Raw genomic sequence first — 16,441 nt, forward strand, 5'->3', positions numbered from 1 at the left:
AGTATTAATTACTCTTTTTACTTTCTATTATACATGTTTTTAGGTTTTTTTCAACACTTTATTTTTATTTAACTAACCATTAATATTTTGTTAATAATTTAACCGTTAATTTTAACTTTATATAATATGTTGAGTTATACGTATTATATCACCTTCATGCCCAAATAAATAATAATCTTTTTCTTTAACTATAATTGAATTTTCTATAAACTTATAAATATTTATATTAAATACTTCTATATAGTAATTTTTAAAAGAATATACTCCTTTGAATGTTTCCTTAATTTTTGTCTCTTCTTCTTTATCTAAATTAGATTTTATAAATTCTGGCATTCCTCTTCTTTTATTGAAAGTTAAATAATCAAATTTCAAAAGATTTTTTAATATAAAATCTTCTTCTTTTAATATATCTTTATTGAAATCTAAAAACAATTTATAGTATTCACTATTGCCTATATTCTTATTAAAATAGCCCCTAGAATCAAAATAATTTCCCAAGGTATAATAAAAATCAAAAGGAGTATCAAACTTGTTTACTAAATATTTTATTATGTTATTAAATTTTTGTGAGTTATAATATTTATCGACCATTTCCTCTATTTTCTTAAGCTTTATTATTTCATTATAATTAATATCCTTTGTTTTTAGTATTTCATATGGTGGATATGGTGAATATTTCATTCCATATTCTTCTGCTTCTTCTCTCATAGATGATCCTCTTAAGAGTTTTAAAAACCCTAATTGTATTTCCTCTGGTCTTATGCTATAAACATCATTAAAGGATTTTTTGAAAGAATTATAATCTTCGCCTGGTAATCCTGCTATTAAATCTAGATGTTGTTTTATATTTCTGATTTCAAGAAGTTCCTCAACTTTTTCTTTTATATCGCTAAAATTTACAAACCTATTTATTCTACTTAAAACATCATCATTTGTTGTTTGAACTCCAACTTCAAATTGAAATCTGTTCTTTGGAGCATTTTTTAGAAGTTCAAGCTCTGATTTTTTTAAAATATCTGCTGATATTTCAAAGTGGAATTGAGTTTTTGTATTTTGATTAATTAAGAATTCCCAAATTTCCATAGTAAATTTATGATTACAATTGAAGGTTCTATCTACGAATTTTACTAATCTTACTTCTTTATCTATAAAGTATTTTAATTCTTTTTTCACTCTATCTATATCTATAAATCTTACTCCATGAGTTGTTGATGATAAACAATATTTACAATTAAAAGGACATCCTCTTGAAGCTTCATAATATACAATCTTATTATCTAAATTTTCATTTTCTTCATAAGGAAATATTAATTCATTCATATTCATTAATGGTCTCTTTCCATTAAGAACTACTTCATCATTAACTTTGTAATAAAGACCTCTTATTGAGTTTATATCTCTTTCTCCTATTTTATACTCTACAAACTCTCTATATGTTTTTTCTCCTTCTCCTTCAATTATATATTCTCCATTTAATTCTTTTAATATGTTTTGGCTATCATAAGATACTTCTGGTCCACCATATAATATCTCTATATTTTCATCTACAAGTTTTATAAGATTAGAAATTCTCTTTATCATTTCTATATTCCAAATATAAGTTGAGAAGGCAACTACATTAGGTTTTTCTTTTATAATCTCTTCAAGCACCTTCTCATCTCTATCATTAATTGAAAATTCTCTAATCTTACATTCATAGTCCATGTCTTTAGTAAATGCTTTTAAATATCTAACAGCCAAATTACTGTGAACAAATTTAGAGTTTACAGCTGTAAGTAAAATCTTCATAAGTATTTTCTTCCTTTCAATATTTAAAGTTTTATACCTTTTATAAAGTGTATATCTTCCCATAACTTAGTTTCTTCTATTTTATAATATTTTTCAAGTAATTTCTCATTTTCTTCTATATTAGATTTTATTATAGGATTTAAATTTCTGAACTCAAATTCTTTTATTTTCCCTGAAGGTAGTACTGCCATTATTTTATTATTTATAATATCCTTAACTTCTTTATTTATGTCCCATATATATATTTTCCCGCCTACTTTAACATATTTACTTACTTCTTCTATTAACTTTAGTCTTCCATAATTGTTCCATAATTTACTTAGATGAAAAAACATTGTGCATGTATCATATTCTTCTTCCTTAATCTCATTTGAATTTTCTCCTCCTACATAGTCTACTGATATTTCATCCTCAATACCTTTAGATATGTTATATATTACCCCAAAACTTTCTCCAACATCTAATATGTCTCCTTCTAACTTTACGTCTGATAAATTAAGTACTATTGTTTTTCCCATACCACTTTACCTCCTAATTATATAAGTTATATATTCCAATTAACAATTTACAATTAACAATTTAAAATAATATATATAAATTGTTTTAGTAAGTGTAATAATTTAATTAGACCTTCTATGTTATATTTATATTTTCTATTTACATATTTTATTAATAATTTTTCTAAAAAGTTAAAAAGACTATTACACAATTTTTTTCATTGCGTAATAACCTTTTTAGTCTACATTTTTTTATTAAGTTTTGTATCTCTATTTTTTATTAGTATAGATACAATTATTACTAATATGAATACTATTGAAAAAACCCAAAATATTTTTGGCAATTTAAATATTGTATTTGTATCATTCAATTTAAGGTTATATAAGCACCCAGCTTTGCTATCTAAAATAAAAAATCCATCTTTATAAAATATTATTTTTTCCACTTTGCTTCTTTCATCTAAGGATATTAATTCTCTTGCAACTCCTTCTTTACTTAGTGCATATATAAATCCTTTTTTATTATTCCCAAATATAACCGTGTTTTTATCAAAACACTTTCCAACTTTATCTATAGCTAAACCTTGTAACGATGATACATCGCTATCTTGATATATAGGTGCTGCCGGATTTTTATCAACATGATTTTTTATCAAAAATTCTTGTTTTATAGAATCTGTGAATCTTGGGGATGTTATTGGATCTCCTCCACTATAATCAGGCCAACCATACCAATTGTCTTTTTGTAAATTATATATATAATCTTTATCATCTTTTATATTTCTAGGAGGTATGTCTTCCATGCCTCCAATTATAGCTTTAATCTCACCTTCACTATCAATATCCCATCCATTTATATTTCTGATTCCATGTGCAAATAAGTTTATTTCTTGATTTTTTATATTGTATGAGAGTACAGCTGCATTACCTATTTTCTGTGATTCTACACCTTCCCCAACTTCAGTGCTTACAGAATATTGGGAAAAGGCTCCTGTCTTTCCTTCTCCATAATTGTTTCCAGTTAATATCCATGGACTTGTAGCTATGTCAAAAGCCTCACTTTTGGAGTTTACTACTCCAGCGTTTGTATTGCTTCCTATTGAAAAATAAAGTTTATCTTCATTTAGTAATAAATTTATTTTTTTATTAATTCCATTATTAGGTATGCTTGTTACAATTTCTTTATAAGTTTTTGTATCAATGCTATATTCTAATATTCTGTTATCTGTAGCTATGTATAATAAATTGTTATGATATAGTATATCTAGTATATTAAATTTGCTCTCCTTTATAATTAATTCATCATTTCCTTCTTTATTTACTACCCTAATTGTATCTTCAAAAGCTAAATATAAATTTCCTTCTTCATCAAAGTCAAAACTTCTAGCTCCTTCGCATCCCTTAAGGCTTATTAACCAATCTACATTATTATTTAAAATATCTAAATTATATTTATTTTTAACCTTAAAAATTCCAAAAGCTAAAGTTACTACTATAATAGAAACAAATAAAAATTTAATAAACCTCTTCATGTGCTCCCCCTAATTTTCTATTTATGTTTAATTTATATTTCTAAATAGATAAATTATTACTTATATAATCATTTATTTTCTTTTACTTATTTATTTTCTTCGTATTTAGTTATGGTATATTTTAATTTCTTTAAGAATAGATATAAGTGTATTGAGGCACAATCCAATAAATAATAGATCAGTATGCTAACATATTATTTATTTTCATGTGCTTAATTGGGGGTGATAGAATTTGGAAAAAGATAGCTTTGTAAGAAATTCATTTCTTCTTACAATATCTAATATAACAACTGGAGTTTTAGGTTTTATATTTTCAATTTACTTATCAAAACTTATAGGACCTGTAGGTATAGGATTGTATGGTTTAGTAATGCCTATATATAACCTTTTTATTTGCCTTATGACCGCTGGAATAATAGCTGCTATATCTCAAGTATCCGCTATCTATAAAGCTAAAAATCAATATAACAATATAAATAAAACTATAAAAACGGTTGCAAGTTTTAATGTAATATGGGCAGCTGCCATAGGAGTAATGGTATTTTTCTTAGCTCCTTACATAAGTAAATATGGTATACATGATATGAGAACTGTTAATGCTATTAGAGTAACTTGTCCTGCAATGGTTTTTATAGCTATATCTAATATATTAAAAGGTTATTTTTATGGAGTTTCAAAAATAGTAGTTCCTTCATTCATAGATATTTTAGAGAAAGCAATGCGTATAGTTACTATTGCCTTACTAATTTATATGTTTAAAGCTACTTCTATTACTTCTTTAGTTACATTAGCATATGTATCTTTAGCTATAGGAGAGCTACAAAGTTTGATTCTTTTATTTTGTTATTATAAAAATATATCAAGAAAAGCTCCTTTATCAACTGCAAAGCCAGAAAGAGCATCACAATTATTATTTAATGTATTTATAATTGCTTTTCCTTTATGTATAAATGGCTTTCTTGGAAATTTATTTGGAACAGCATCAACTTTACTAGTTCCTAGACGACTAGTTGCAGCTGGATTTGATTCTATAGCAGCTTTAGGAATGATAGGAAAGTTCACTGGTATGGCTTTAACAATAGTAACTTTTCCTATGATAGTTATTATGTCCATAAATTCTCTTATTGTTCCCGATCTATCAGAAACTTTAAGTAGAGGTGATTATTATAATGCCACTGTTAGAATAAAAAAAATAATAAAAATTGCATTTTTGCTTGGACTTGCTACAACAGTAATTTGTAATATAATTCCAGATTCCCTGGGCCAAATGTTTTATAGTAGAGGTGACTTAGGGGAATATATCAGAATTGCTTCATTAAGTGCTCCTATTTTCTTTACTTCTAGCACCATGTTTGGAATCCTAAATGGACTAAACAAACAAGGAGTAATCCTTAGAAATTCATTAATAGTATCAATTCTAGAGCTTATATGTTTATTTATATTCATTGGTATTCCAGGTGTTAATATAATGGGTTATGGTATAACTTTATTCTTAACATCCAGTGTAAGTTTATTTATAAATCTTAGAGAAGTTCAAAAACATATATACTTAGATTTATCTAAAAGTAATATAAGTATATTTTTACTATTATCAGTATTAATATTTATGATACTTAGATTATTTACAAATAACTTTTTAAGTGATTTATTTATTATTAAAAACTTAGTTATAATTTCATTAACATTCCTTATATTCACCGGACTTAGTTTCTTTGGAATTGATGAAGAGTAGTTTCAAATTGCAAAGCAATTTATATAGGATGGTAATTAATGTTTAACACTTACCATTATTTATGTATAATTAAATAAGAAAATACTTTATAATATTATAGCTATGAACCTAACGTTATTTTCTTATCTATGTAGGAGGTTAAAACATGATTATAGTTCAAAGAATAGGCTTACTCCATACAAAGTCAGTATGTAATTATAGTGGAATTTTGTATGGAGTATTAAACCACTAACAAAAGTTCTATACATACGACTTTGTACCCTATATATTTTAATATTTAGGAGTGAAGTTTGTATGAAATATAAGAATGCTAATAATATATTACCAGAACATTTGATTCTTGAAATACAACAATATATTCAAGGAGAATATCTATATATACCTGCACAACCACTGTATTGTAAGAGGTGGGGGGAGAAATCAGGAATTCGTAAAATTTTAGCTCATAGGAATAAGGAAATTATAGATAAATATAAACAAGGTTATACGATGATAGATTTGGCAGATGAATACTTCCTTTCTATCCATTCAATAAAACAAATAATTTATAAAAAATGATTAAATAGGGTTGCCAATTGGTAACCCTATTTCTATAAAACTATATAGAATTATTTTTTATCTTGAATGAGCTTTATCGCGACAATACAATATAGTAAGAATGGAGGTAATAAAAATGAAACAAAATAAATATGAAGATAAAACCTTTTTTGATAAATACAGTAGTATGAATCGCTCAAAACAAGGGCTTAAAGGTGCTGGAGAATGGCACGAACTAAGAAAAATATTACCAACCTTTGAAGATAAAAGAGTTTTAGATTTAGGCTGTGGTTTTGGATGGCATTGTCAATTTGCTATAGAAAATGGTGCAAGGTCAGTAATTGGAGTTGATATTTCACAAAAGATGTTAAATGAAGCAAGAAACAAAACTGAATCAGCAAATATCCAGTATTTATGTATGCCAATAGAGGAGATTGATTTCCCTGAAAACTCCTTTGATATTATTATCAGTTCATTAGCACTTCATTATATTCAATCATTTGAAGAAGTTTTGAATAGAATAAGTAAGTGTATTTCAAAAGGTGGAAAACTTGTTTTCTCTGTGGAGCATCCAATCTTCACTGCACAAGGGCCACAGGATTGGTATTATGATGCTGAGGGTAAAATATTACATTGGCCAGTTGATCATTATTTTATAGAAGGTGTTCGTAATACAATTTTTTTAGGTGAGGAAGTTATAAAGTATCATAGAACATTAACAACATACTTAAATACTATTTTAAAAGGTGGATTTGAAATAACAGATATTGTTGAACCAAAACCACAAGAAAATTTACTTTCTACTATTCCTGAAATGTTAGATGAATTACGCAGACCAATGATGTTACTTGTAGCAGCAACAAAAAAATAATAATATAATTATAAATAATAAGCGTAATTAAAAAAGCACTTCAATCTAATTGAGTGCTTTTTTAATAAAACTAATTTTTAAGTATAATTTGAAAAATTAATTTTACTAATAAACTAATAACATATGTTATTAGCGAAAATATTATGGCTATGAAAAGAATATTTATTATAAATATGTTATAGCTTATTATGCTACTTAGTGATATATATTTTGTTACTCCTAATAAATTTAATAGCATAAGTACAAAAAACATACTAAAGATTCCCCTGCTAGCTCCTTTTATATCGGCCTTACTTAATGATATATGTGAAGATATACATATTGCTAAGAATAAAAAAACTATGAATCTTATATTTATGAAATTGTCTACTGTAAATATTAACTTTATTAGTGATTTAAACGTTAAAACTAAGTTAATTAAATTCATCTCATTTATACTACTAAATATAGTTATCCTAAATTCCTTGTATATATTAGGTATAAGAAAATACATTAAAATATCGATAGAAAATATTCCGCCTAAAATTGGTGCTATTCCAATAAAGAAATTTCCAATTTGCTGATATATGCTACGAGGATTATACGCATGTTTTACATATCCCAATGTTCCATCTTCATTATTAGGTTGAAAAAGCTTTATTTTGTTTACTTTATGTTTAAAAATAATCGCTACTAATGCATGACTTAGTTCATGAATAGGAACCCCTATAAATCCGGTTATATAAATACTCTTTCTTCCAATGGCTCCATAAAAGTTTTTTATAGACTTAGTCCTTAAAACCCCTAATATAAATCCTACTACAAAAATAGATCCTATAAAATACACAATTTCAATTATTGTTGTAATTATTAATCCTTTTAATAACTCCATAAACTATTTCCCTTCCAAACTTTTTGGTGAAAAATTAATAGTAAAAGAGTGAAAAAGTTAAGGATGTTTTGCTATGCAAAACTTAAACTGCAACTGGTGCAAAGCACCTTTATACAAAAATCCCTTAAGGATTTTTCACCTTCATTTTTTCACTCTTTCACTTTTTCACTAGTAATATTTTGCTTCGCAAAATTTTATTATTAAATTAGTTCTTTTCTCAATCTTCTAGGTAAGAATCTAAATATTCTTGGTGAAATTAAATCTAGATCCTTCTTTCTTATTCCACCAAAGTAAACCATTGTATATAGATATACTACTCCTCCTATACCGATTAAAACTAATGTTGCTATTGCAATAATTACTCTTCCCCCGCCAAGCATATCTGCCAATTTAATGACTGGAAATTTTACTAGAAATATTACAATTGCCATTAATACAGAGCATATTGTTGGTACTATCGCTTGTCTTACTATAGGTATTTTGACTTTAAAAAATCTTTCTATCTTTCTATGATTTATTACCGCTGGAATAATAAATGATACAAAAGTTGCTACTACCGCGCCCATTATATTTATTCTTGGAATTGGAATTAAAATAAGGTTTATAACTATTTTGACTATTAATCCTGCACTTGCAGATACTATTATTAAATATAATTTATTTATTCCTTGAAGAATAACATTTTGTATTGTTGTTATTGACATAAATATAAGCAAAGATGATCCATACATAAGTAATGTATATCCTGTAGATGTGTTATTAAATAGGAATTTATATATCTCTTTACTTAATATAGCTAATCCCAATGTAGCTGGCATTATTATTATGTATGTTATTCTAAATGCATAGCTTGTTTGTTGCTTTAATTCCCTTTTATTCTTATGCACAAAAGCCTGTATTACTTTTGGAAATATAGATGTACCCAATGCTGTTACTATAGCTAATGGTACATAAACTAGAGTTTTATAATATGATAAAACTGCTCTTAAATCATTAACCTCTACTTTATTAAAGCCTGCTGAACTTAATCCTCTTCCTAGAGTCATAGTATCTATTACTCCAGCAAAGTTTTGTACACCTGCAACTAACGTTATAGGAAGTGCATACATAAATAATTTTTTAACTATCCTTTTATCTGACACCCTTCTTCTAGTTGGATCATGATTTTTTTCTGCTTCTTCTTTATAATTCCTCTTTTCATATATGTATATTATATATATTATTGCAACTACTGCTCCTAAAGATGTACCTACTGTTCCCCCTGCGCTCCCCCACTCATCATTACTTGTTATAGCAATTAATATACCTGCAAATACTAAACTAAGTATAACATTTATTAATTGTTCTATAATTTGAGATATAGCTAGTGCTTCCATTTCTTCAACTGCTTGCATATATCCTCTATAAGCTGCTAAAATAGCAGCAAAAATTATTGCAGGAGCTAAAAATACAAAAGTTAAAGCTGATTGTTCAGCGCTAATTAGCTTTGAAAGAGGAAAGGCTAATATCATAAATACTCCAGCAATTACTATACTTATAATAGCTAAATACTTTATAGATAGTTTCATAGCTCTTAAGGCATCCTTATGATTTCCCATTGCTCTAAGTTCTGTAACAACCTTTGTAACTGCAGGTTGTGCTCCTAAACTAGTTACCGCAATTAAAAATACAAATATATCATATCCAGCAGTATATATTCCATATCCTGTTTCGCCTAGAACAGCTGTTAATAAAGGAACATATATTGCTGATAATAACTTACCAGCAATACCTGCTATTGATAATATTAAAAAACCACGTCCTACTGACTTTTGTTCCATACCCAATCACCTTTTACTATATTGTGAATTTAAACACATCATTTTTAATTTTCTTAAATACTGGTGGTAAGCTTTCTGTTATAGTTTTATTATTTAAATATTCTAGTTTATCTGGTGTGTTTCTAAAAATCAATTTATATGCATATAAGAATTGGCAATCAAGTCCGAATTTATTTGCAAAAAATGAATTTAATTTTCTATCTCCATATTTATTATCACCAATTATAGGAGCCCCTAAATGTGATAAATGCGCTCTTATTTGATGACTTCTTCCTGTTATTAAATCTATTTCTAAAAGTGAATATGCACCGTTAGTTCTTATTGTCTTCACTTCCATGGCTATTTCTTTTGAATCATTTACTTTTTCGTCATATATCTTTGATATATTAGCCTCTTCATTTTTATGTATATATCCTTTATATAGTCCGTCTTTTATTTTACCTTTAACTAAAGTATTATAATATTTTTCTACATTTCCTTCTCTTATCATTTCATTCATTGTTCTTAATGCTTCAAAGTTTTTTCCAAATATAACAATACCTGAAGTATTTCTATCTAATCTATTACATGGTGCAGGAGTAAATGTTATTTCATTTTCTGGTAAGTAATCACCTTTCTCATTTAAGTATGATAATACATAATCAGTTAAACTTGCCTCTTTTCCTTTTTCATCAGGATGAACTAAAATATTAGGCCATTTTTCTACTATTAATATATTAGAATCTTCATAAGTAATTTTCATTCCACTAGCATTAACTTTAATAAATTTCTCTTTTGGATCTTCTTTTGTACTTTGTATATATTTTATTTCTATTACATCATTTATTTGCAGCGAATAATTTTCTTTTTGCTTACTTCCATTAACCCTTACATCACCTTTTCTTAGTGCTTTAAAGATTTTACTTAGTGGAACATCCTTTAACAATTTTCTTAAAAATTTGTCTAATCTCTGACCTGCTTCATTTGTTCCTATTTCTATTCTCAAACTAATCACTCCTAGTTTTTTAGTATTCTAACTATATTTTCCCCATTGTTATAGATTAATATTAAATTAGCTTCTTGTCAAATATTCAAATACCATTTGACACTGCATTGCTACACCCAAAGGCAAACAGTCTTCATCTATGTCAAATAAACTACTATGAGCTGGATAAATTATATTCTTACTTTTATTTCCTGAACCTAAGAAATAGAATACTGAAGGTCTTTCATTTGCAAAATAAGCAAAGCTTTCTACTCCCATTTTAGGATTCTTTTGTAGTAAAACATTTTCTTTTCCTATAATTTTTTCAGCTCCAATTTTAAATAAGTCCACCATATAATCGTCATTATATAAATTTGGATAGGATTCTTCTATCTCTATTTCAGCAGTCGCTCTAGATGACTCACATATTCCTTTAACAATTTGATTTAATCTTTCCTTTGCAAAAGCTCTATCCTCTTTACTCATAGTTCTTATTATTCCACTTATTTGAACTTCCTCAGGTATTATATTTTGAGCTGTTCCCCCATGTATGCTTCCTACTGTTATAACTGCTGGATTTGCTGTATTAATTTCTCTACTTACTATAGTTTGCAAGGCTAATACAACATGACTTGCTATAACTACTGGATCTACTGTTGTATGTGGATAGGCTCCATGTCCTCCTGCTCCTTTAATTGTTATTGTAAATGGATTAGATGCTGCATTAACTACTCCATGTTTTAACATTATAGTTCCGCACTCCAATGTTTCTTCTACATGAAGCCCACATACACAATCTACTCTTGGATTTTCAAGAACACCTTCACTTATCATGAACCTTGCTCCACCTATAGTTTCTTCTGCTGGTTCAAATAATAATTTTATATTTCCAGAAAATAAATGCTTGTTTCTATTTAAAATCTTAGCAGCTCCAAGTAATATAGTTGTATGTGCATCATGCCCACATGCATGCATTTTTCCTTTAACTTTCGATGAATAATCACATACCTTTTTATCTAATATTGGTAATCCATCTATGTCCCCTCTTAAGGCTATTGTTTTTTCAATACCTTCATCATTTTGTTTAGTTCCTCTTATTATTCCACATATTCCTGTTTTAGAAACTTCTTTAAATTCTATTCTTTCATTCTTTAAAAATCTCTTAATAAATTTAGATGTTTCATACTCTTCCATTCCTAGTTCAGGATGTTCATGTAATACTCTTCTTATTTTTACTAATTCATTTTTTATGCTTATTGCTTCATTTTTAAAATTCATATTAACAGCCCCCTTTATACAATTAACAATTAACAATTAACAATAATATTTAATTAATATTTATCATCATTAATTCTTATCCCCTAGTATCCCTTGCAAATTCATTTATTTAAATATAATTTAACTCCAAAAAACTTCGATATTATCCCCATCTTTTAACTTTTCTGTATATCCAGTTTTATTTCCGTTAAGTAATAAATTTATTATTCCTTTTGCTTCTTTTAAATCAAAATTAGCATAATTAAAGATATCCACAAATATATAGTCTTTTTGTCCACTAAGTGTTATTAATTTATTATTAAATGTTACTTTAATTTCATTATTTGGCTTATTTTCCTTTAAAGTACTTTCCTTAAATACTTCTTTAATTTCTAATGATTCTAAAATTTCAGTTTCTTTAATATTACTATATGTGATTAACTTATCCCCTTCGCTAACTGTATAATCATCTGATAGTTTTATTCTATTGCTTTCAATAATAACGTCTTCTTTTATTATATATTCTTTTATATCCTTAATTGATTTTGGGAATACTATATTTATGTCATCGTCCTCATTTATATAATATTCAAAATCTACAACAGTATTATTGGCAAATATAATTGGCTCTAAATTAATTAATTTATTATTTATATATATACCTATACTATTGAATTCTTTTATTTGTTCTGATATCTTTGCCTTGGCATCTTTACCTGAAATTGCATATTCTATTTCTATAGTATCTCCCGCCTTAACTTTTTTATCTATACTTTCTAATTTGCCATTAAGCTTTATTATTGGATTTCTTCCTTTTTCCCCAAATGCTATTCTTTTTATACCATTTAACTTATATTTTAAATTCTTACCATTTTTTCCTATTAGCATACTTGGATTTATTCCTGCTTGAATTATAACATCCATAATTGTATGCTCATGTGAATTGAACATGCTTATCGGAACTCCATTTAAAACTACATCAATGAAATCATTTCCTCCATTTTTTAATGCAGTTAATGCTATTCCAAGAACTGTTACCCCTTCTGATCCTAGGTTATTATTACTGATACATTCAACAACAGCACTTCTATCTTTTATAGCAATTCTTTGAATCGGCATATTTAAGTTTTCACTAAGCTCTTCTATTATCCAAGGAGTATGTGCCCCTCCACCTACTAGAAATAATGCACTTGGAGATTTATTTGCATTAAGTTCAATTATTTTTGCTGATATTCCTTCAGCAATTTTTTTAACTACAGGTCTTATACTTTTCATTATATTCTCTGATTTAATTGTGTTCTCTAACCCAAGTATATCTGTATATGTTATTTCATCTTTCAACTCAATATTTCTTTTTATGTATTCAGCAGTATTAAAATCGACTAAACATTCTTGCACTATTGCCTCAGTAACTTCATCACCAGCTTGTGGAACCATGCCATATGAAGATATGCTCTCTTTAGAACTTATTGCTATATCTGATGTCCCTGCTCCAATATCTACTAAGGCTATATTTAAAAGTCTTAATTTCTTAGGAACTACAGCCTCAATAGCAGCAATTGGTTCTAATGTTAAATTGCTTACTCTTAGCCCTACCTTTTTCATAACTGTATATAAAGAATCTACAACTGACCTTGGTAAAAATGTTGCTATTACTTCAACCGCTGCTTTCTCTCCTTTATGTCCTATTAAATTAGATATAATAAATCCATTTAAATAATAATTTTTAACTGAATATCCAACACAATATAGCTTTCCATCAGTAGTCTTATTTATTTCATTCTCAGCTTCTTTTAAAGCTAACATTTCTAGTTTTCTTACATCTTCTTTAGATATTTCTTCCTCAGAATCTAATTCCATTGTACCTTGTGAATTTATAGTTTTCAAAAACCTTCCCGCTGCTGCTATAGATACATTTTCTAATTTAATATCTATTTCATCTTCTATATCATCTACTATTTTTTTTACGCCCTTGGCCACTAAATTTATATCATGAATCTGTCCATCTACCATTGCTCTTTCTTCATGTTCTAAATACTTCTCACATATAACTTTAAACTTGTCATTTTCTATCAAACCTACACTACCGATAATAGATCTTGTTCCTACATCAAGTGCAAATTTAATATTCTTTAAATTTATATTATTCATTTGCTAACACCTCATAATTTAATATAATAATCATTATATTTAAAAATCATCATCCTTTTTATTATCAATTACTATGCTATCCTCTTTTTTTCTAGTTCTCTCAAATTTAATTAATGCATAATAAACTCCACTTTCTACAGCAAATGTTATAACAAAATATAGTACAACAACTACTACTATTCCTATTAAGATATAAACCAATTACAAATCCCCCTTTAATTACCATAATAAAATTATACAACTTCCCTGCATAATAGTGAACACTTAGTTCTTCATTATAATAATATTATTCTCTATTAAAACCCTTAGAGAAAAACTTTTACTCACACAATCCCCGAAATCTATTTTAATTACATCGTCATCTATTGACAATACTTTTCCATTACCATAACTTTTATGATGAATAATATCATTCATCTTTATTCCATAATCATTATTTGAATTTATACTTTTTAATCCACCTTCTAAAACGAACCTAGAAATATCCTTAAATTTCCCCTTTTGTGTTTTGGGAGAAAATATATATAAGTTATCTATGGCCCTAGTTACTGCAACGTAAAATAATCTTCTTTCTTCCTCTATATTTTCTTCCATTGATGATTTATGTGGAATTATTTCTTCTGTTGAATTAATTATAAAAACATTTTTAAATTCCATTCCCTTAACCCCATGTATTGTGCTCAAAATTACTCCATCTTGCACCTCTTTACTTTCCTCTATCTTTTCTTTTACTCTTTCTACATGAGATAATAATTCTACTATTGTTTTTAACCCATCTGCTGCCACTTTGAATTCTTCTACTATGTCTTCTAATTCTTCTATACTTTGATTATATCGTTCACCATAATCTTTTAGATAATCTATATAATTTAATTCTGAAATTATATACTGTATTGCACCAGAAAGTGAAATTTTATTAAGATAAAGTATGTCTCTTTTTAATTCATCTAATTTTTTTGCTTGATATGGTGGTGTATCCCTTTTTTCTATTAAAATATCAAAAGGTGATTTGTATTCAATAGAACTTTTTATATATTCTAAATTGGCTTTGCTTACATATCTGAAAGGCTTATTTATTATTGATAAAAAATTTTCTTTACTGTTTATATCTATTGAAAGTCTTAGGTAAGACAAAATATCCTTACATATAAAATGCTCAAAGAAGTTATATCCCTTATCTAAAAGGATAAATGGAATTCTTCTTCTGGTGAAAGTATCAATTATACTTCTAGCTTCCATATTAGTTCTATATAATATAGCATTATCACTTAGATTTTCTATTGATTTTTCTATTATATTTGCTATGTCTTCACCTTGATTTCTTTCATCATAAGGTGTTCTAAAATTTATTACCCCCACTGAATCCTTATTTGCTTTTATTAATTTATTGTTTCTACTTTTATTATTCTTGATTATTTCCTTTGATACTTCTACTATATTATTATTGCTTCTATAATTAGTAGATAAATATATTTTTTTAGCATGTTCAAAAATTTCACTAAAGCTAACCATATATTCTGGTCTTGACCCTCTAAAACTATATATACATTGATCCTCATCTCCAACTGCAAACAAAGAGTTATTTTTATTTAACATTTTTAAAAACTTAATTTGTAATTCATCACAATCTTGAAATTCATCTACTAATATATATTTAAACATTGTTTGATACTTACTTAAAATTTCTGTATTATCATTTAATAAATTTACAACTTTGATTGATAAATCATCAAAATCCCAAAGCCCATTTTTTGATTTATAATCTTCATATTTTTCTAAACACTCAATAAAAATATCTTTTGCCATTGTTGCTTTAAATTCTTCTATATTCTTAAGAGAAGTTTTGAAGAAAGATATATTATTCAAAGCTTCCTTTATTTTATCTTCACTTACTTCATCAGAATATTTATTTAAAGTAGATTTAATTATTCTATGAGCTATACCACCTTCAATTATAGAAATATTAAATCCTTCCCTTAAAAGAATCTTATAAAACAAACCATGGAATGTTCCAAAAAAAGGTGCAATTTCTCTATTAAAAATATTTTTATATCTATTTCTCATATTGTCCGCAGCAGCTCTTGTAAATGTTATTACCACTATGTTGCCTAATTTTACTTTTAAATTGGTTACCAAATGATTTACTCTATTAATTATAACTGTTGTTTTTCCTGAACCTGGTGCTGCAACCACTAACACATTATTTTCTTTTATATATACAGCTTCCTTTTGATAGTTATCTAAATAAATTTTCATAATTGCTCCTTTTTTATGTATTATTGTCTTTTTTATGCTATAAATATCTATATTGTAATAATTTATCTCTAGATGTACAATATATTTAATATATTTAATTTTGTGAAACAAAATAATTCATAATTAATTATTAATAATTAAAGGAGAAAAATCTCAAGATTTTTA

Annotated in this window: 13 protein-coding genes; 3 read left to right on the top strand and 10 right to left on the bottom strand. The window is 26.7% G+C overall.

Annotated features, from left to right (window positions below; all coding sequences use genetic code 11):
* Window positions 1-117: 117 nt before the first annotated feature.
* The 3 genes from ABDZ60_RS14900 to ABDZ60_RS14910 form a co-directional block, all read right to left on the bottom strand.
* The gene (locus ABDZ60_RS14900) at window positions 118-1,788 is read right to left on the bottom strand and encodes a B12-binding domain-containing radical SAM protein (protein WP_047000987.1); all 1,671 of its coding nucleotides are present in this window, start codon (window positions 1,786-1,788) and stop codon (window positions 118-120) included.
* Window positions 1,789-1,811: 23 nt separating this feature from the next.
* Window positions 1,812-2,306 (bottom strand): hypothetical protein, encoded by a 495-nt coding sequence (locus ABDZ60_RS14905; RefSeq protein ID WP_016206194.1) that lies wholly within the window; start codon window positions 2,304-2,306, stop codon window positions 1,812-1,814.
* A gap of 221 nt (window positions 2,307-2,527) precedes the next feature.
* Window positions 2,528-3,817, bottom strand: a complete 1,290-nt coding sequence (locus ABDZ60_RS14910; protein WP_343779117.1) for a PQQ-dependent sugar dehydrogenase family protein — start codon at window positions 3,815-3,817, stop codon at window positions 2,528-2,530.
* Between the two features lie 232 nt (window positions 3,818-4,049).
* Here ABDZ60_RS14910 and spoVB point away from each other — a divergent pair, with 232 nt between their 5' ends.
* The 3 genes from spoVB to ABDZ60_RS14925 all read left to right on the top strand — a co-directional run bounded on the left by spoVB (window position 4,050) and on the right by ABDZ60_RS14925 (window position 6,957).
* Window positions 4,050-5,549: a stage V sporulation protein B gene (gene spoVB, locus ABDZ60_RS14915; protein WP_047000963.1), complete on the top strand. Its 1,500-nt coding sequence runs from the start codon at window positions 4,050-4,052 to the stop codon at window positions 5,547-5,549.
* A 294-nt stretch (window positions 5,550-5,843) separates the two neighbouring features.
* Complete coding sequence (locus tag ABDZ60_RS14920; RefSeq protein ID WP_047000962.1) at window positions 5,844-6,107, top strand: CD3324 family protein; 264 nt, start codon at window positions 5,844-5,846, stop codon at window positions 6,105-6,107.
* Between the two features lie 115 nt (window positions 6,108-6,222).
* Window positions 6,223-6,957, top strand: coding sequence for a class I SAM-dependent methyltransferase (locus ABDZ60_RS14925; RefSeq protein WP_047000961.1), 735 nt, complete (start codon window positions 6,223-6,225; stop codon window positions 6,955-6,957).
* A gap of 70 nt (window positions 6,958-7,027) precedes the next feature.
* On the opposite strand, the gene ABDZ60_RS14930 is transcribed toward ABDZ60_RS14925, so the two are convergent.
* The 7 genes from ABDZ60_RS14930 to ABDZ60_RS14960 all read right to left on the bottom strand — a co-directional run bounded on the left by ABDZ60_RS14930 (window position 7,028) and on the right by ABDZ60_RS14960 (window position 16,276).
* Complete coding sequence (locus ABDZ60_RS14930) at window positions 7,028-7,828, bottom strand: hypothetical protein (protein ID WP_047000960.1); 801 nt, start codon at window positions 7,826-7,828, stop codon at window positions 7,028-7,030.
* A gap of 200 nt (window positions 7,829-8,028) precedes the next feature.
* Window positions 8,029-9,648, bottom strand: a complete 1,620-nt coding sequence (locus ABDZ60_RS14935; RefSeq protein WP_047000959.1) for a putative polysaccharide biosynthesis protein — start codon at window positions 9,646-9,648, stop codon at window positions 8,029-8,031.
* Between the two features lie 16 nt (window positions 9,649-9,664).
* Window positions 9,665-10,633 (bottom strand): RluA family pseudouridine synthase, encoded by a 969-nt coding sequence (locus ABDZ60_RS14940; RefSeq protein ID WP_343779121.1) that lies wholly within the window; start codon window positions 10,631-10,633, stop codon window positions 9,665-9,667.
* 66 nt (window positions 10,634-10,699) lie between these two features.
* Window positions 10,700-11,890, bottom strand: a complete 1,191-nt coding sequence (locus tag ABDZ60_RS14945) for a M20 metallopeptidase family protein (protein WP_343779123.1) — start codon at window positions 11,888-11,890, stop codon at window positions 10,700-10,702.
* Between the two features lie 120 nt (window positions 11,891-12,010).
* The gene (locus ABDZ60_RS14950; protein WP_343779125.1) at window positions 12,011-14,020 is read right to left on the bottom strand and encodes a cell division protein FtsA; all 2,010 of its coding nucleotides are present in this window, start codon (window positions 14,018-14,020) and stop codon (window positions 12,011-12,013) included.
* Between the two features lie 39 nt (window positions 14,021-14,059).
* The gene (locus tag ABDZ60_RS14955; protein ID WP_156174305.1) at window positions 14,060-14,221 is read right to left on the bottom strand and encodes a DUF6019 family protein; all 162 of its coding nucleotides are present in this window, start codon (window positions 14,219-14,221) and stop codon (window positions 14,060-14,062) included.
* A 63-nt stretch (window positions 14,222-14,284) separates the two neighbouring features.
* Entirely contained in the window at window positions 14,285-16,276 is a 1,992-nt protein-coding gene (locus ABDZ60_RS14960; protein ID WP_343779129.1) for an ATP-dependent helicase, read from the bottom strand.
* Between the last annotated feature and the right edge of the window lie 165 nt (window positions 16,277-16,441).

Source organism: Clostridium sartagoforme, assembly GCF_039521405.1.
In the GTDB taxonomy this organism is placed as follows: Bacteria; Bacillota; Clostridia; order Clostridiales; family Clostridiaceae; genus Clostridium; species Clostridium sartagoforme.